The sequence below is a fragment of the Duganella dendranthematis genome (genome assembly GCF_012849375.1).
GTDB lineage: Bacteria > Pseudomonadota > Gammaproteobacteria > Burkholderiales > Burkholderiaceae_D > Rugamonas > Rugamonas dendranthematis.
Genome location: NZ_CP051684.1, coordinates 3,306,612 through 3,322,299, shown reverse-complemented (window position 1 = coordinate 3,322,299; position 15,688 = coordinate 3,306,612). Strand labels below are relative to the sequence as shown.

17 protein-coding genes are annotated in these 15,688 nt (G+C 62.7%); 2 read left to right on the top strand and 15 right to left on the bottom strand.

The genetic code is table 11. The features are described 5' to 3' along the window. Nucleotides 1-65: 65 nt before the first annotated feature. The 3 genes from HH213_RS15090 to pyrE form a co-directional block, all read right to left on the bottom strand. Nucleotides 66-911: an alpha/beta fold hydrolase gene (locus HH213_RS15090; RefSeq protein ID WP_169112757.1), complete on the bottom strand. Its 846-nt coding sequence runs from the start codon at nt 909-911 to the stop codon at nt 66-68. Between the two features lie 16 nt (nt 912-927). After that, nucleotides 928-1,299 carry a hypothetical protein gene (locus tag HH213_RS15085; protein ID WP_110847491.1) on the bottom strand — a complete coding sequence of 124 codons (372 nt, stop codon included), beginning with the start codon at nt 1,297-1,299 and terminating at the stop codon, nt 928-930. Between the two features lie 74 nt (nt 1,300-1,373). Next, the gene (gene pyrE / locus HH213_RS15080; RefSeq protein WP_110847492.1) at nt 1,374-2,048 is read right to left on the bottom strand and encodes an orotate phosphoribosyltransferase; all 675 of its coding nucleotides are present in this window, start codon (nt 2,046-2,048) and stop codon (nt 1,374-1,376) included. A gap of 79 nt (nt 2,049-2,127) precedes the next feature. Between pyrE and HH213_RS15075 the strand changes: the two genes are divergently transcribed. After that, on the top strand, nt 2,128-2,901 hold the full coding sequence (locus tag HH213_RS15075; protein WP_110847493.1) for an exodeoxyribonuclease III: 774 nt from the start codon (nt 2,128-2,130) through the stop codon (nt 2,899-2,901). Nucleotides 2,902-2,904: 3 nt separating this feature from the next. On the opposite strand, the gene HH213_RS15070 is transcribed toward HH213_RS15075, so the two are convergent. After that, nucleotides 2,905-3,336 carry an ester cyclase gene (locus HH213_RS15070; RefSeq protein ID WP_169112756.1) on the bottom strand — a complete coding sequence of 144 codons (432 nt, stop codon included), beginning with the start codon at nt 3,334-3,336 and terminating at the stop codon, nt 2,905-2,907. Nucleotides 3,337-3,426: 90 nt separating this feature from the next. Here HH213_RS15070 and HH213_RS15065 point away from each other — a divergent pair, with 90 nt between their 5' ends. Continuing rightward, complete coding sequence (locus tag HH213_RS15065; protein WP_169112755.1) at nt 3,427-4,371, top strand: LysR family transcriptional regulator; 945 nt, start codon at nt 3,427-3,429, stop codon at nt 4,369-4,371. Here the strand turns inward: HH213_RS15065 and HH213_RS15060 are convergent. The 11 genes from HH213_RS15060 to HH213_RS15010 all read right to left on the bottom strand — a co-directional run bounded on the left by HH213_RS15060 (nt 4,328) and on the right by HH213_RS15010 (nt 15,683). Next, a complete protein-coding gene (locus HH213_RS15060) occupies nt 4,328-5,218 on the bottom strand; it encodes a pseudouridine synthase (protein ID WP_169112754.1) in 891 nt (296 codons plus the stop codon). The two genes, HH213_RS15065 and HH213_RS15060, sit on opposite strands and share 44 nt — an antisense overlap. A gap of 1 nt (nt 5,219) precedes the next feature. Beyond that, a complete protein-coding gene (locus tag HH213_RS15055; protein WP_110847497.1) occupies nt 5,220-6,101 on the bottom strand; it encodes a M48 family metallopeptidase in 882 nt (293 codons plus the stop codon). Continuing rightward, nucleotides 6,088-7,335 carry an AmpG family muropeptide MFS transporter gene (locus tag HH213_RS15050; RefSeq protein ID WP_110847498.1) on the bottom strand — a complete coding sequence of 416 codons (1,248 nt, stop codon included), beginning with the start codon at nt 7,333-7,335 and terminating at the stop codon, nt 6,088-6,090. Before HH213_RS15050 ends, HH213_RS15055 begins: the two co-directional genes overlap by 14 nt. Next, nucleotides 7,335-7,937: a methionine biosynthesis protein MetW gene (gene metW, locus HH213_RS15045; protein ID WP_110847499.1), complete on the bottom strand. Its 603-nt coding sequence runs from the start codon at nt 7,935-7,937 to the stop codon at nt 7,335-7,337. The genes HH213_RS15050 and metW overlap by 1 nt, the downstream gene beginning before the upstream one ends. After that, on the bottom strand, nt 7,934-9,049 hold the full coding sequence (metX, locus tag HH213_RS15040; protein ID WP_229263014.1) for a homoserine O-succinyltransferase MetX: 1,116 nt from the start codon (nt 9,047-9,049) through the stop codon (nt 7,934-7,936). The genes metW and metX overlap by 4 nt, the downstream gene beginning before the upstream one ends. A gap of 109 nt (nt 9,050-9,158) precedes the next feature. Beyond that, nucleotides 9,159-10,907 (bottom strand): phosphoenolpyruvate--protein phosphotransferase, encoded by a 1,749-nt coding sequence (gene ptsP / locus HH213_RS15035; protein WP_169112752.1) that lies wholly within the window; start codon nt 10,905-10,907, stop codon nt 9,159-9,161. 44 nt (nt 10,908-10,951) lie between these two features. Further along, nucleotides 10,952-11,221, bottom strand: a complete 270-nt coding sequence (locus tag HH213_RS15030) for an HPr family phosphocarrier protein (RefSeq protein ID WP_110847502.1) — start codon at nt 11,219-11,221, stop codon at nt 10,952-10,954. A gap of 39 nt (nt 11,222-11,260) precedes the next feature. Further along, nucleotides 11,261-11,668, bottom strand: coding sequence for a PTS sugar transporter subunit IIA (locus HH213_RS15025; RefSeq protein ID WP_110847503.1), 408 nt, complete (start codon nt 11,666-11,668; stop codon nt 11,261-11,263). Nucleotides 11,669-11,715: 47 nt separating this feature from the next. Further along, nucleotides 11,716-12,663, bottom strand: a complete 948-nt coding sequence (gene gshB, locus HH213_RS15020; protein WP_169112751.1) for a glutathione synthase — start codon at nt 12,661-12,663, stop codon at nt 11,716-11,718. Nucleotides 12,664-12,715: 52 nt separating this feature from the next. After that, nucleotides 12,716-14,017 carry a glutamate--cysteine ligase gene (gshA, locus tag HH213_RS15015; protein WP_110847505.1) on the bottom strand — a complete coding sequence of 434 codons (1,302 nt, stop codon included), beginning with the start codon at nt 14,015-14,017 and terminating at the stop codon, nt 12,716-12,718. Nucleotides 14,018-14,144: 127 nt separating this feature from the next. Continuing rightward, nucleotides 14,145-15,683 carry an ammonium transporter gene (locus HH213_RS15010; protein ID WP_110847506.1) on the bottom strand — a complete coding sequence of 513 codons (1,539 nt, stop codon included), beginning with the start codon at nt 15,681-15,683 and terminating at the stop codon, nt 14,145-14,147. Between the last annotated feature and the right edge of the window lie 5 nt (nt 15,684-15,688).

The window sequence follows — 15,688 nt, the reverse complement described above, 5'->3', positions numbered from 1 at the left end:
AGTGCCGGCGCGGGGCGGCATGCGACAAGCGCGGGCGAATGCCGACAAAAGCGGCTACGGCCGGATTAACGGTCGATCCACGCCAGGATGTCGGCGTAGATCTGCCCGCGATTGAGCTCGTTGAAGTTTTCGTGGAAGTTGCGCGGGTGGCGCTGATAGGTCAGCAGGTGCGCCGGCACCGAGTGCAGCATGGCCTCGGCCGCGTCGGCGTCGGCCAGATGGTCGTCGCCGGCCACCACGGCAAACAGCGGCTGCGTCCAGCCCGGCATGCGCGCGGCCAGTCCCTGCTGGGCGTTGGTCAGCGCGTTGCCGAAGCGGACCGTGATTTCGGTGGCGCGCACGCCGTCGCGTTCATCGTCGTAATGGCGGGCGGTGATGGCGCTGTCGTGGGTCAGCAAATGGGTCAGCGAGGCCAGCGGCACTTTCATGCGCGGCGCCAGCGCGCCCAGCACGCCGGCCAGCGCCAGCAAGAGCGGCGACACCTTGATCGCATTCACGTAATACGGCGAGGACAGGATGACGCCTTTGATGGCGGCGTCGTCGCGGAAGTGGCCCAGCGCCAGGTGGGTGGCGATCAGCGCCCCCATCGAGTGGCCCATCACGTAGATCGGCAAGCCCGGATACTGCTGCTTGACCCAGGCCAGGAACAGCACGGTGTCGTCGAGGAATACCTGAAAGCCGGGAATGTCGACCCGGCGCGCATCATGATGGCCGCACAGGTCGTAGGCCACGGTCGCGATGCCCTGCTGGCGGAACCAGCGCGCCGGGGTGCAGTAATCGCCGCCGTGCGCCATGCCGCCGTGGATCGCCAGGATCACCGCGCGCGGCGCCAACGGTTCCCACACGTGCACCCGGCGCGATTGCCCGTGGGCGGCGCTGAAGTAGGTCAGCCGGTCTTCGGCAAAACGCATCGCCAGCGTCACGCGGTTAGGCCGTGATGCTGAGGTTGATGCCCATCTCGACCAGCATGCCCATATCCGCCAGCGACAGGTCCAGCGGCGCTGTGGCCGCACCCGCTTCGCACGGGAAGGAAATGCGCAATTCGGCGGCGACGTCGGCGCGCTCGAAGTGGATCCCGCGCGCCTGGCACTCGTTCAGGTAAAAACGGATCTGCTTGAGCAGCTCGGTCGGATTCTGCTCGGTGCCGATGGCAACGTAAAAGCCGGAATCGATGCGCGCGCGCCCGGCCGGCGTGACATCGCCCTTCTGCCAGTCGCCGTGCGGTTCGCTCGGCAGGCCGTCGCGGACGTCTGCCAAGCCTTCGGGGTCGCCGTGTACCTTGAGTGTTGCGATATTCATGGTCTACCTTTTATTGGTCTCCTACGTCAATAAGGTTACACCATAGAAATATCAAAGTCTAGCAACATAGTCAATCATGCAATGCCATAACGGCTGCGGTAGGCCGCCACCGCTTCTTTGTGCTGAGCCAGTTGCGGATCGGCGCCAGCACCGTTGAGGAAACCGAACAAATCGTCCAGGTTGCCGATCGAAATCACCGGGATGCCGTATTTCTGGGTCACTTCCTGCACTGCCGACAGTTCGGAAATCTGGCCGTCCTTGCCGCCGCGCTCCATGCGGTCCAGCGCGATCAGCACGGCGCATGGCTCGGCGCCAGCGGCGCGTATCATTTCCACCGATTCGCGCACCGAGGTACCGGCCGAAATCACGTCGTCAATGATCACGACCTTGCCTTGCAGCTTGGCGCCGACGATGGTGCCGCCCTCGCCGTGGTCCTTGGCTTCCTTGCGGTTATAGGCGAACGAAGTGTTGCGGCCCTTGCCGGCCAGCGCCACGGCAGTAGCCGACGCCAGCGTAATGCCCTTGTAGGCCGGGCCGAACAGCATGTCGAACTCGACGCCGGAATCGATCAGCGTCTGCGCATAGAACTGCGCGACCTGCGCCAGCGTGGCGCCGTCATGGAACAGGCCGGCGTTGAAGAAGTACGGCGACTGGCGGCCGGCCTTGGTGGTGAACTCGCCGAAGCGCAGCACGCCCGCCTGGACCGAGAACGCGATAAATTCCTGACGTAAATTAGTTGCAGTAGCCATCGTAATGCCTCATTTCTGTAAAGTGCCGGTATTTTACCGCTACACTAACGCCTTCCGTACTTTCTGCTCCGAATCTTCTATGCCAAAAATCATCTCCGCCAACCTGAACGGCATCCGTTCGGCTTCGTCCAAAGGCTTTTTCACCTGGCTGGCCAAGCAGGACGCCGACTTCGTCTGCGTGCAGGAACTCAAGGCGCAAGCGCCGGACATGACGCCGGAATTCCTCAATCCGGGCGGCTACCATGGCCACTTCCACTATGCCGAGAAAAAAGGCTATTCCGGCACCGGCGTCTACAGCAAGATCGAGCCGGACCGCGTGGTGATCGGCTTCGGCTCGCCGGAGTTTGACGCCGAAGGCCGCTACGTGCGCTGCGACTTCGGCCGGCTGACCGTGATTTCGGTGTACTGCCCGTCCGGCTCGTCCGGTCCGGAGCGCCAGGAAGCCAAGTTCCGCTTCATGGACCTGTTCATGGTGCACTTGCAGCAGCTGCACGCCGAAGGCCGCGAGATCGTCATCTGCGGCGACTGGAACATCGCCCACAAGGAAATCGACCTGAAGAACTGGAAGGGCAACAAGAAGAACTCCGGCTTCCTGCCGGAAGAGCGCGAGTGGATGACACGCCTGTTCGACGAAGTCGGTTACGTCGACGTCCATCGCGGCCTCGATCCGCGCGAAGAGCAATACACCTGGTGGAGCAACCGCGGCCAGGCGTATGCGAAGAACGTCGGCTGGCGAATCGACTACCATGTGGCGACCCCAGGCATTGCCGCCAAGGCCACCACGGTCGCTGTCTACAAAGACGAGAAATTCTCCGACCACGCGCCGCTGACCATCGAGTACGGCGCGCTGTAAACCTTACGGTTGCGGCGGGAACTGGCCAAGTTGCTGGAACACGCCGAACCAGTCTTCCATATGCCAGGTCGTGGTGAGCCGTCCCTCCACGACCTTGTGAAACTCGTGCAGGCGGAAACTGACCTGCTTGCCGGTCGGCGCAATGCCGAACAGCGTGCCCTGGTGCGTGCCGGTGATTTCGGCGCGCACGGCAACCTTGCCGGGCTCCTGCACCACATCGTGAATAGCGATCTGCACATCCGGGAAGGCGGCGACAAATTCGCGGATGATGGCCTTGATGCCCTCCGGCCCGGGTTGCTGGCCTGGCGCCAGCGGAATGTCGTCCCAATCCGGCGCCAGCACGGCGTCGACCAGGTCTGGATTTTTGTCGTTGAAGGCGCGGTACAGGGTTTCCACGGCGATGCGTTCGGCGCGCAGTTGTTCGGTGGTGCTCATAGTTTGCTCCATTGATTTGAGAAAACACGAGTTTGCGCGCCGAGGTAAAATCAGTCCAACAAATAAACTGTATGGATATCTATTTGTCTTATGGATTTTAAAGGCATCGATTTGAACCTGCTGGTCGCCTTCGACGCGCTGATGAGCGAGCGCAACGTTACGCGCGCGGCGACGCAGGTCGGCGTCAGCCAGCCGGCCATGAGCGCCGCCCTGTCCCGCTTACGCACACTGCTCGGCGATCCCCTCTTCCTGCGGAGCGCCGATGGCCTGCTGCCGACCCAACGCGCGCGTGACCTGGCGGAGCCGGTTGCGCAAGCTCTACGGCACATCGAAGCAGCGATGCTGGAGAAGCCGGCCTTTGATGCGGCCAACGCCGCGCTGACCTTCAACCTGGGACTGCCGGATTACCCCAGCTTCGTCCTGCTGCCCACCCTGCTGCAAGCGCTACAAGAGCAAGCCCCAGGCATTACGTTGAACGTGCACGCGGTAAACGGCCGCGATGTCGCCGTCGAACTGCTTGATGCGGGCGCGATCGACGCCGCCGTCGGCGTGCCGCCCACCAATGCCGATGGCCGCATCAAGGCGCGTCCACTGCTGCGCGACGAGTTTGTCACGGTCGTGGCGCATGATCACCCGGCAGGCCAACACGGCATGGATCTGGACACCTATCTGTCGCTGACGCACGTGCTGGTGTCGCCTGAGGGACATTTGTACGGCCTGGTCGACCAGGCGCTGGCGCAGCAGGGCCGGCACCGCAAGCTGGCGCTGACGCTGCCGCATATGTTCGCGGTGCCCGCCGTGATCGCGCAGACCCGCATGACCGCCACCATCCTCAAACGCGTGGCGCTGCACGCGCAGGCCAGTCACCCGCTAAAGCTATTCCCGCCGCCGCTGGCGCTGCCGGAAATCGTCTTCGACCTGATGTGGCATCGCCGCAGCGATACGCATCCCGCGCAGTCGTGGCTACGTGAATTTATCGCGACGCAGGCGGCTACAAGCTGCGCTGAGAACGGAACTCGCGCCAGTCGCCGCTGAGCGGATCGATGAAGCTGATGGCGCGCGCCAGCAGTTGCAGGGGTTGCGACACGTCGTCCTGCTTGCACGGCAGCGCCACCGGATAGAAGGCGTCGTTGACGATCGGGATGCCGAGCGACGACAGGTGCACGCGCAACTGGTGCTGGCGGCCGGTGTGCGGATGCAGGCGGTACAGAGTCAGTTCGCCGCGATGCTCGATCACGTCGATCAGCGTTTCCGAATTCGGCTCGCCCTCGGCCTCTTTCATGACGAAGAATTTATCGCCCTCCACCATGCGGCTGCGGTAGGTAAAGGGGAACTGCACCTCGTGCAGGCGCGGCGCCAGCGCTTCGTATTCCTTGTCGATCACGCGCTTCTGGAACATCGACTGATAGACGCCGCGGCTGGCCGCATTGCGCGAGAAGATCACCACGCCGGCCGTCTCGCGGTCGAGCCGGTGGATCGGCACCAGGTCTTCCTCGCCCAGCGTTTTGCGCAGCCGTACCAGCAGCGTCTCGTGCAGGAAGCGGCCGGATGGAATCACCGGCAGGAAGTGCGGCTTGTCGACCACCACCAGGTGTTCGTCGATGTGCAGGATCTCTTCCTGGAACGGAATTGGCGTCTCCGGCTCGTCCAGCTCGCGGTAGTAGAAAATGCGCAAGCCGCGCTTGAAACGGCTGGTCGGCTGGAGCAGCTGGCCATCGCCATCCACCACATCGCCGCGCGCCATGCGTTCGCGCCACGCGGCTTCCGAGACATCGGGAAAACGCTCGATCAGGAAGCGGATCAGGTCCGGCCAGTCGCCCTCGGGCAGATACAGATAGCTGGGCGCGACACCGTCGCGCATCGGCAGTGGATAACGCGACATATCAGGTACGTGGCAAGGCGATGGTGTGGTACGCCGGCAGATTATTCGGGTCGATACCCTTGGCACGGGCGTACACCGGCAGCACCAGGTGCATATTCTTGTTCATGTCCTCGATGCGCTGGCTGCCGCTCGGGTGAGTCGACAGGAAAGGCAGCGGCTGGCCCTTGCTGACGGCGCCCATCTTCTGCCACAGCGCGATGCCGGCGCGCGGATCGAAGCCGGCGCGCGCGGCCAGGTCCATGCCGACCAGATCTGCCTCGCTCTCATCGCCGCGCGAATACGTCAGCGCCGCGCCCTTGGCGGCGATGCCGGCCGCAGCATCGCCCAGGCGCGGATCGACGCCGAAGTAGGCGGAGCCCAAAGCGCCAAGGATGCGCGCGCCGACGTTGGTCACGGTATTCTTGCCGGCCTGCTCACGTGCGTGTTCGCGCAGCGCGTGCGCGATCTCGTGGCCCATCACCATCGCCACTTCGTCGTCGGTCAGATTGAGTTTGGTCAGGATGCCGTTGTAGAAGGCGATGCGGCCACCCGGCATGCAGAAGGCGTTGACGGTGTCGGAGCGCAGCAGGTTCACCTGCCAGTCCCATTTGGCGGCATCCGGATTCCAGCGCGTGGTGAAAGGAATCAGCCGCTTGGCGATGGCCCGCAGCCGGATCAGCTGCGGATTACGGTCGGTGGCAACAGCGTCCTTTTTATGCGCCTCGTTCAGCATTTGATCGTACTGCAATTTGGACTGCTGGTCGAACTGGCGCGAATCGCCGCCAAGCCCGCGCAGGCGCGACATGCTCGTCACGGGAATACCATCGTTTTGCGCGTGCAGCGACAGCACGCTGGTACAGAGCACCAGCGCCAGCAAGGCATTCTTCAATTCAGGTTTTTTCATGACCACTGTTCCACGGAGCGATTTTCGGCAACATCATCATCGCAGGAAACGCGAGGATAAAGCACACGATAAAGAACCAGAACCACCCGGTTTCAGCAACAATATACCCCACCGACGAGTTGATGAATGTGCGCGGCACCGCAGCCAGGCTGGAAAACAGCGCGTACTGCGTCGCCGTGTAGCGTGGGTCCGTCGCGCGCGACATGAACGCCACCAGCGCCGCCGCGCCAAGCCCCGGACTGGCAAACGCTTCGAAACCGTAGACGGCGCTCAGCAGCAAAGGATCGGAACCGACCTGGGCCAGCCAGGCGAAGCCAAGGATGGCGAGCGCCTGCAACACGCCGAACACCCACAACGCACGGTTGATACCCAGTTTAATCATCCAGATGCCACCCACCGCGCCGCCGGCCAGCGCCGCCCACCAGCCGGTGGCGTTGGCGGCCAGGCCGATCTGCTTGGTGGTGAAGCCGGTATCGAGGAAGAATTTGGTCGACAGCGCGGTGCTCATGGTGTCGCCGATTTTGTACAGCAGGATAAAAGCGATGATGAACAGCGCCTGCTTCCAGCCATCGCGCAGTACGAACTCGCGGAACGGCATTACTACCGCTTCCTGCAGATTTTTCGGCGGCGAGCCGTACAACGTCGGTTCCTTGGCCAGCAAGGTACATACGAAACCCGGCAGCATGAAGGCCGCCACGGTCCAGAACACGATTTGCCATGGCTGGCTGTCCGCCATCACCAGTCCCAGCGCGCTCGGGATCAGGCTGGACGCCTTGTAGGCATTGACGATAATCGCCGCACCCAGACCCTGCTCCTCCTCGGCCAGGATCTCGCGCCGGTAAGCGTCGATCACCACGTCCTGGCTGGCCGACATGAAGGCGATCAGGAACACCGCCACCACGATCACCGACAGTTCCAGCTTGGGATCGAGCATGCCCATGCCGCCGATGAACAGGAACAGCGCCAGCTGCGTCAGCGCCATCCAGCCGCGCCGCCGGCCCAGAGGCAGCACGGTGTAGCGGTCCATCAGCGGCGCCCACAGGAACTTGAAGGTGTACGGGAACATGGCCAGACCGAACAGCCCCAACGCCTTGACGTCCAGCCCGGCCTTGGCCAGCCAGGCTTGCATCAGGTAGATCAGCGTGTACAGCGGCAGCCCGGAGCTGAAGCCCAGGAACAGGATGGAGACGGTGCGTCCGTTGATGTAGCTGTACCAGGGCCTAGTGTCGGTCATTATTTTTTTCGTAGTCGGAAGACGGCAAGATCGCCGCGCAGGTTCGGCAGGAATGATACCCGCTTGCCCTCCGCCAGCGCTACACATTCGATCACTTCCAGCCCGCATTCTTGCGCCAGGTCGCGGAAGTCGGTGATGGTGGCGCAGCGTACGTTGGGCGTGTCGTACCACTCGTACGGCAGCGACTCCGACACCGGCATGCGCCCCTTCAGCAAGGCCACGCGGTGCGGCCAGTAGGCGAAGTTGGGGAACGAGACGATCGCCTCCTTGCCGACGCGGACGATATCGCGTAGCAGCGCTTCCACATGCTTCATCATCTGCAGCGACGACAGGCACAGCACCGTATCGAAGGAATTATCGCCGAACAGCCCGAGGCCGTTCTCCATATCCTGCTGCACCACCTGCACGCCGCGCTGGGTCGATGCCAGCACCTTGTCGTCGGCGATCTCGATGCCGTAGCCGCTGCACTGCTTGTCGCTTTGCAGGTAATCCATCATCACGCCGTCGCCGCAGCCGACGTCCAGCACGTGCGCCTTGTTGTCCACCCAGTGGGCGATAAACGCCAGGTCGGGCCGCGCTGCGCTCAGTTCATTGAAGTTCATACCGTTCCCTCGATCTCTTTCCACACCTGGCCGTAGTAGGCGCGCACCATGTTCATGTAACGCGCGTCTTCCAGCAGGAAGGCGTCATGGCCATGCGGCGCATCGATTTCCGCATAGGTGACCTGGCGACGGTTGCTCACCAGCGCCTGCACGATCTCGCGGCTGCGCTCCGGCGAGAAGCGCCAGTCGGTGGTGAACGAAGCCAGGAAGAACCTGGCCTTGGTCGACGCCAGCGTTGTCGCCAGGTCGCCGCCATGCTTGCGGGCCGGATCGAAGTAATCCAGCGCCTTGGTGATCAGCAGGTAGGTGTTGGCGTCGAAGTATTCGGAGAACTTGTCGCCCTGGTAGCGCAGGTAGGACTCGATTTCGAAATCGACGCCGAAGCCGAATTTGTAGTCGCCGCTTTCGGCAATATCACGCAGCTTGCGGCCGAACTTCTCGGCCATGTCGTCGTCCGACAGATAGGTGATGTGGCCAACCATGCGCGCCACGCGCAGGCCGTTTTTCGGCACCACGCCATGCGCGTAGAAATCGCCGCCATGGTAATCCGGATCGGACAGGATGGCCTGGCGGGCGACGTCATTGAAGGCGATGTTCTGCGCCGACAGCTTGGCGGTCGAGGCGATCACCACGCAGTGGCGCAAGCGTTCCGGGTACATGATGGACCAGGCCAGCGCCTGCATGCCGCCCAGCGAACCGCCCATGACGGCGGCGAATTGCTGGATGCCCAGCTGGTCGGCCAGGCGTGCCTGCGCCGACACCCAGTCTTCCACCGTCACCACCGGGAAGGCGGCGCCGTAAGGTTTGCCGGTGGCCGGATTGGTGTGCATCGGGCCAGTGGAGCCGAAGCAGGAGCCGAGGTTGTTAATCCCGATCACGAAGAACTTGTCGGTGTCGAGCGGCTTGCCCGGGCCGACCATATTGTCCCACCAGCCGGTGCTTTTCGGCTTGCCTTCATACTCGCCGGCGACGTGGTGCGAGGCGTTCAGCGCGTGGCACACCAGTACCGCGTTGGAATGGTCGGCATTGAGCGTGCCATAGGTTTCGTACATCAGCATATAGTCGCGCAGCGACGCGCCGCTTTGCAGGAGCAAGGGCTCGGCAAAATGCATGGTTTGCGGCTTAACGTATCCGAGGGATGACATTGTTTTGATTGTAGTTTGGGGGCGGCCCCACGGGCCATCTATCAGGGCGGGACCGCGAATGGTGGGTCCCGCCAGTTCACATCAACTGTAATTGTTCGACCGCGTCTGCAATCACGTTGGGTTCCATCGAGCGCATGATCTTGCGGGTTTGCGGCAAGATGCGCGCAAGATCGCTGTTCAGGATTTCCTGCTTGACCGACAGCAGTTGGGCCGGATGCATCGAAAACTCGCGCAATCCCATGCCCAGCAGCAGACGCGTCAATTTGACATCGCCCGCCATTTCGCCGCACACGGCGACGTCGATCCCGGCTTTATGCCCGGCCGCAATCGTCATCGAGATCAATTGCAGCACAGCCGGATGCAGCGGATTGTAAAGGTGTGCGACTTCATAATCAACCCGGTCGATCGCCAGCGTGTACTGGATCAGGTCATTGGTGCCGATCGACAGGAAGTCCATGCGCTTGACGAACATCGGCAGCGCCAGGGCCGCCGCCGGAATTTCGATCATGGCGCCGACATCGACCTCGTCGTCGAACTTGACGCCCTGCTCGCGCAGTTCGGCCTTGGCCTGGGCAATCATCGCCAGCGACTGGTCGATCTCGAAGGCGTGCGCCAGCATCGGAATCAGAATGCGCACCTTGCCGAACGCCGACGCGCGCAAAATCGCCCGCAGCTGGGTCAGGAAAATCTGCGGCTCGGCCAGGCAGTAGCGGATCGCCCGCAGGCCCAGCGCCGGGTTCAATGCGGTCTGCTCGCTCTGGTCGAGCGGCTTGTCGGCGCCGATGTCCAGCGTGCGGATGGTGACCGGCCGCCCCTTCATGGCGGTGACCGCTTTCTTGTACTGCTCGAACTGCTCTTCTTCCGACGGGATCTTGTTGTTGCGGCCCATGAACAGGAATTCGGAGCGGAACAGGCCCACGCCATTGGCGCCGGCTTCCAGCGCGGCCGGGCAATCGTCCGGCAGCTCGATATTGGCCAGCAGCGTGATCTCGGTGCCGTCCTTAGTGATGGCCGGGGTCTTCTTCAGCTTCTGCAGCTTCTTACGCGCGCGGGCGGCGGCGCCCTGGCGTTCGCGGTACTGGTTCAGGATCAGCGCGCTCGGATTGGCGATCACCACGCCGGCTTCGCCGTCGATGATCAGCCAGTCGTCCTGCTCGATCAGGGTCGAGGCGCCGGACATGCCGACCGCCGCCGGAATATCCAGCGAGCGGGCGACAATGGCCGTGTGCGAGTTCTGGCCGCCGACGTCGGTAACGAAACCGATGAAGGAGCGGTCGCGGAACTGCAGCATGTCGGCCGGCGAAATATCGTGGGCCACGATGATCATCTGCGGCTGGTATTCATCGTCGCCGGTCGGCGCCGGCTCGGGCAGCGAGCGCTCGGTGCCGAGCAGCACCTTCAGCACCCGTTCGGCCACCTGCTGAATATCGGCCTTGCGCTCGCGCAGGTAGGGATCTTCGATTTCGTCAAACTGCGCCGACAGCTCATCGATCTGGGTCAGCAGCGCCCATTCGGCGTTATAGTGGCGGGCGCGGATGATGTCCAGCGGCGCTTCCGAAATCATCGGATCGGACAGGATCAGCGCATGCACATCGATGAACGCGCCCAGCTCGGTGGGGGCGTCCTTGGGCAGTTCATTCCACAGCGTTTGCAGTTCCTTGTGGACGGCGGCCAGCGCCTGCTGCAAGCGGGAGACTTCGGCCTCGACCTGCTCCTCGGCCACCAGGTAGTGCTTGACGTCCAGCGCCGCCGGCGCCATCAGGTGTGCGCGGCCGATCGCGATGCCGCGCGACACCGGAATGCCATGCAAGGTGAACGAGGCCATCGGCGGGCCTGCGGGGAAACGGGGTCGGCTGCGCTCCGCCCCCATTACTCGCCTTCGCCGAACTTGTCGTTGACCAGCGCGCTCAAGGCGGCGACGCAATCGGCTTCATCGTCGCCGTCGGCTTCCAGCAGCACCTTGGCGCCCTTGCCGGCGGCCAGCATCATCACGCCCATGATGGACTTGGCGTTGATACGGCGGGCGTTGCGGGTCAGCCAGACATCGCTTTTGTATTTTGCTGCCAGTTGGGTAAATTTGGCGGAGGCGCGCGCATGCAAACCAAGCTTGTTAATAATTTCGAGTTCTTGCTGAATCATTTTTGTTTTGTCTCAATCAATGCGCATTGCAAAAAATCGTCAGGTTTCCCCGACGCGGATCCGGTTGTCGACGCGCACGGCTCCACTTTGCGCGCCGGCCAGGGCCATCTCGACCACCACATCCAGCGTGTCGCGGCGGTAGGTGATGGCGCGCAGCAGCATCGGCAAACTGATGCCTGCAATCACCTCCACCCGGCCCGCGTCGGCCAGCCGGTTGCAGCAGTTGGCGGGGGTGCCACCTTTGACGTCGGTGATCACCAGCACGCCATCGCCATCGTCGAGACGCTTGATGGCCGCCGCCGCCAGGTCCTGGACTTCGCCGAGGTCCTGGTCGGCGATCACATCGATCGCTTCCAGGTGCTCGGTGGGACCACGGAACACGTGGGCGCAAGCCGCAAGAAAGGCTTGCCCCAGTGGCGCGTGCGTCATAAGTAGTATGCCTACCATATTGTTAAACCGCCAGTCAGGATTAGAATTTTCTTGTCACCGGAGACTTATTTCCCCGCTGCCGCCGCTTCCACCGCATCGATGAAAGTGGCCGCCACCGGGAAGCCGGCCTGCTGGGTAATCTCCTGGAAGCAGGTCGGGCTGGTGACGTTTACTTCCGTCAGGAAATCACCGATAACATCTAATCCTACCAGTAACAGGCCGCGGGCGGCCAGAATCGGTCCCAGCGCATTGGCGATTTCAAAGTCCCGCTCGGTCAGCGGCTGCGCCACGCCGATGCCGCCGGCCGCCAGATTGCCGCGCACTTCGCCGTTTTGCGGGATGCGCGCCAGCGAGAACGGCACCGGTTTGCCGTTGATCACCAGGATGCGCTTGTCGCCCTTGTCGATGGCCGGAATGAAGCGCTGGGCCATGATGGTGTACTTGCCGTTGCCGGTCAGCGTCTCGATGACCGAGCCCAGGTTCATGCCGTCGGCACCGATGCGGAAGATGCCGGCGCCGCCCATGCCGTCCAGCGGCTTGAGGATGATGTCGCCGTGCTGCTTCTGGAAGGCGCGGATGCGCGCTTCGTCGCCGGTCACCAGCGTCGGCGAGGTGAATTCGCTGAACTGGGTGATGGCGACCTTTTCATTGTGGTCGCGGATGGCGGACGGCTTGTTGAACACCTTGGCGCCCTGCTTCTCGGCCAGCTCCAGCAGGTAGGTGCTGTAGACGTATTCCATGTCGAACGGCGGATCCTTGCGCTGCAGGATGGCGTCGAACTCGCCGAGATTGGTTTCCACCGGATCGGCGGCGCGGTACCAGTCTTTCGGATCGCCGGTAAAGCTGATGCGCTGCACGCGCGCCGTGACCACGCCCTGCTCGACCGCCATGTCTTTCTGCTGGAAGGCGTACACCTCATGGCCGCGCTGGTTCGCCTCCACCATCATGGCGTAGGTGGAATCCTTGTAGGTCTTGAAGGTCGACAGCGGATCGGCGAGGAAAGCGATTTTCATGGGTGCATCCAGTAGAGTTAATGCCTGATTTTAGCCGAGATCCGCAAACCGCTCAGTAGACCTCCGGATTCGGGTCGGTGCGTTCCATTTCGAGCGACGCCGCCAGCAGCGCCAGCCGCGCCACCACGCCGTACACATAGAAGCGGTTCGGCGCCGCCGTGCCCGGCTTAGCCTTAAGGTCCGGCACCGCGTGCTGCTGCGCGAACGCCAGCGGCACGTACTGAGAACCGGGCGCGTTCAGGTTCTGGTCGATCCCCTTCTCGGCGTGGATGCGGTAGAAGCCACCCACCACATAACGGTCGATCATGTACACCACCGGCTCGGCCACCGCCTCGCGGATGCTCTCGAACGTCGGCACGCCTTCCTGGATGATGAAGTCGGTCACTTCCTTGCCATCCTTGATGACGATCATCTTGTCGCGCTGGGCCTGGGTCAGGTCCTTGATCTCGCTGGAATCCTTGATGGTCAGGATGCTGGTGCCGTAGGTGCCGGCGTCCGGCTTGACGATCACGAAGGGCTTCTGCTCCTTCATGCCGTATTCCTTGTACTTCTTCTTGATCTTGGCCAGCAGCGTGTCGATGTTTGCGGCCAGGCAGTCGTAGCCCTCGCCGGTGCGGAAATTGACGGCGTCGCACTTGGCGTGCAGCGGGTTCAGCATCCACGGATCGACGCCGATCAGCTTGCCGAACTTCTTACACACCTCGTCATAGGCGTTCAGGTGATTGCTCTTGCGGCGCAGCGCCCAGCCGGCGTGCAGCGGCGGCAGCAGGCTCTGCTCGTGGATGTTCTGCAGGATCTCCGGAATGCCGGCCGACAGGTCGTTATTCAGCAGAATCGTGCATGGATCGAAGTCTTTCAGGCCGACGCGGCGGCCGTTCGGCGAGCGCACCAGCGGCTCGACCACCAGCATATTGCCATCCGGCAGAGCGATCGGCGTCGGCGCGGTGACCTCCGGCGACAGCGAACCGAGCCGCACATGCAGGCCGGTCTGGCGGAAAATCTGCATCAGCCGGGCCACGTTCTGCCAGTAGGTCGGGTGGCGCTGCGTCACTTCGGGGATCAGCAACAGGTTGCGCGCGTCCGGGCAATACTTGTCGATCGCGGCCATGGCGGCCTGCACCGACAACGGCAGCATCTCGGTGGCCAGCATATTGAAGCCGCCGGGGAACAGGTTGGTATCCACCGGCGCCAGCTTGTAGCCGGCATTCCTCATATCAACCGAGCAATAAAACGGCGGCGTATGCTCCTGCCATTCCAGGCGGAACCAGCGTTCGATTGCGGGAGTGGCGGCCAGGATTTTTTCTTCCAGGTCGAGCAGTGGTCCGCTCAGGGCCGTGACGAGGTGGGGAACCATGTTATTACTTCCTTATTACCGTGCGGACTATGCCAAATGAGGGCAAAAACATCATTTTAAAGGCTGGAAATAAAAAAAGCGCCCCGCAGGGCGCTTTTTGATGAAAACTTGTTAATTAAGAATGGGTTTAGGAGTGATATGCCGACTCGCCGTGGGTGGTGATGTCCAGACCTTCGCGTTCTTCTTCTTCCGGAACGCGCAGACCGATAACGATGTCCACCAGCTTGTAAGCGATGATCGACACGATGCCGGACCACAGGATGGTCACGCCGACGCCGGTCGCCTGCACGATCACTTGCGACGAGATCGAGTAGTCAGCCGATGCCTTGTTGGCAACATAGTCGAATACGCCCTGGCCGCCCAGCGACGGTGCAGCGAACACACCGGTCAGGATCGCGCCCAGGATACCGCCGACGCCGTGCACGCCGAACACGTCCAGCGAGTCATCGGCGCCCAGCAGGCGTTTCAGGCCGTTCACGCCCCACAGGCAGACCACGCCAGCCAGCAGGCCGATGATCAGTGCGCCCATTGGACCGACGAAACCGCAGGCCGGGGTGATGGCGACCAGACCTGCCACCGCACCCGAAGCACCGCCCAGCATCGATGGTTTGCCTTTGAAAATCCATTCGGCGAAGACCCAGGCCACGGTCGCGGCGGCGGTTGCCAGCAGGGTGTTGATGAACGCCAGGCCGGCGATGTCAGCAGCTTCCAGCGCCGAGCCGGCGTTGAAACCGAACCAGCCCACCCACAGCAGCGAGGCGCCGATCATGGTCATGGTGACCGAGTGCGGGGCCATCGATTCGCGGCCGTAGCCGACGCGTTTGCCGATCATGAAAGCACCGACCAGGCCGGCAACTGCGGCGTTGATGTGCACCACGGTGCCGCCGGCGAAGTCGAGCGCGCCTTTCTGGAACAGGAAGCCGCCTTTGGCGGTTTCCGACGCCAGCGTGGCGGCGTCCTTGATCGCGTCCGGGCCGGTCCAGAACCAGACCATGTGCGCCATTGGCAGGTAAGCGAAGGTGAACCAGATCACGATGAACGCCAGCACGGCGGTGAACTTGGCGCGCTCGGCGAAGGCGCCGATGATCAGGCCGCAGGTGATGGCGGCGAAAGTACCCTGGAACGCCACGTACACGAACTCGGGAATGACGACGCCTTTGCTGAAGGTGGCGGCGTAGGCGAACGTGCCTTTGACCGGATCCCAGATATTGTTCAGGAAGGTGCGGTCATGCAGGTTGCCGAAGAACGCATTGCCTTCGGTGAACGCCAGCGAGTAACCGTAGATGCACCACAGCACGATGATCAGCGCGAACACCATGAATACTTGCATCAGCACCGACAGCATGTTCTTGGAACGGACCAGGCCGCCGTAGAACAGCGCCAGGCCAGGAATCGTCATCAGGATCACCAGCAGCGTCGAGACCATCATCCAGGCGGTGTCGCCCTTCTGCGGGGTCGGTGCGGCGGCGGCTGGCGCGGCAGCAGCTGGCGCGGCTTCAGCCGGTGCGGCAGCGGCAGGCGCTGGTGCGGCGGCCGGTGCTGGCGCCGAGGCGGCAGCCGCAGCGACAGGCGCATCCGCCGGTTTGGCGTCCTGGGCGTGCACAGGTGCGGCCAATGCAAACAGGATGGAGACCCCAGCCAGCACGCTTGTTATAGTTTTCTTCATTCTCA

What these genes read in the sequence shown, in the direction of transcription:
- ptsP (WP_169112752.1), bottom strand. Translation starts at nt 10,907, where the DNA reads ATGGCCTCGTTCACCTTGCATGGCATTCCGGTGTCGCGCGGCATCGCG.
- HH213_RS15070 (WP_169112756.1), bottom strand. Translation starts at nt 3,336, where the DNA reads ATGAGCACCACCGAACAACTGCGCGCCGAACGCATCGCCGTGGAAACC.
- HH213_RS15090 (WP_169112757.1), bottom strand. Translation starts at nt 911, where the DNA reads ATGCGTTTTGCCGAAGACCGGCTGACCTACTTCAGCGCCGCCCACGGG.
- HH213_RS15060 (WP_169112754.1), bottom strand. Translation starts at nt 5,218, where the DNA reads ATGTCGCGTTATCCACTGCCGATGCGCGACGGTGTCGCGCCCAGCTAT.
- HH213_RS15025 (WP_110847503.1), bottom strand. Translation starts at nt 11,668, where the DNA reads ATGGTAGGCATACTACTTATGACGCACGCGCCACTGGGGCAAGCCTTT.
- HH213_RS15075 (WP_110847493.1), top strand. Translation starts at nt 2,128, where the DNA reads ATGCCAAAAATCATCTCCGCCAACCTGAACGGCATCCGTTCGGCTTCG.
- metW (WP_110847499.1), bottom strand. Translation starts at nt 7,937, where the DNA reads ATGAACTTCAATGAACTGAGCGCAGCGCGGCCCGACCTGGCGTTTATC.
- HH213_RS15010 (WP_110847506.1), bottom strand. Translation starts at nt 15,683, where the DNA reads ATGAAGAAAACTATAACAAGCGTGCTGGCTGGGGTCTCCATCCTGTTT.
- gshA (WP_110847505.1), bottom strand. Translation starts at nt 14,017, where the DNA reads ATGGTTCCCCACCTCGTCACGGCCCTGAGCGGACCACTGCTCGACCTG.
- pyrE (WP_110847492.1), bottom strand. Translation starts at nt 2,048, where the DNA reads ATGGCTACTGCAACTAATTTACGTCAGGAATTTATCGCGTTCTCGGTC.
- HH213_RS15050 (WP_110847498.1), bottom strand. Translation starts at nt 7,335, where the DNA reads ATGACCGACACTAGGCCCTGGTACAGCTACATCAACGGACGCACCGTC.
- metX (WP_229263014.1), bottom strand. Translation starts at nt 9,049, where the DNA reads ATGCATTTTGCCGAGCCCTTGCTCCTGCAAAGCGGCGCGTCGCTGCGC.
- HH213_RS15030 (WP_110847502.1), bottom strand. Translation starts at nt 11,221, where the DNA reads ATGATTCAGCAAGAACTCGAAATTATTAACAAGCTTGGTTTGCATGCG.
- HH213_RS15055 (WP_110847497.1), bottom strand. Translation starts at nt 6,101, where the DNA reads ATGAAAAAACCTGAATTGAAGAATGCCTTGCTGGCGCTGGTGCTCTGT.
- HH213_RS15085 (WP_110847491.1), bottom strand. Translation starts at nt 1,299, where the DNA reads ATGAATATCGCAACACTCAAGGTACACGGCGACCCCGAAGGCTTGGCA.
- gshB (WP_169112751.1), bottom strand. Translation starts at nt 12,663, where the DNA reads ATGAAAATCGCTTTCCTCGCCGATCCGCTGTCGACCTTCAAGACCTAC.
- HH213_RS15065 (WP_169112755.1), top strand. Translation starts at nt 3,427, where the DNA reads ATGGATTTTAAAGGCATCGATTTGAACCTGCTGGTCGCCTTCGACGCG.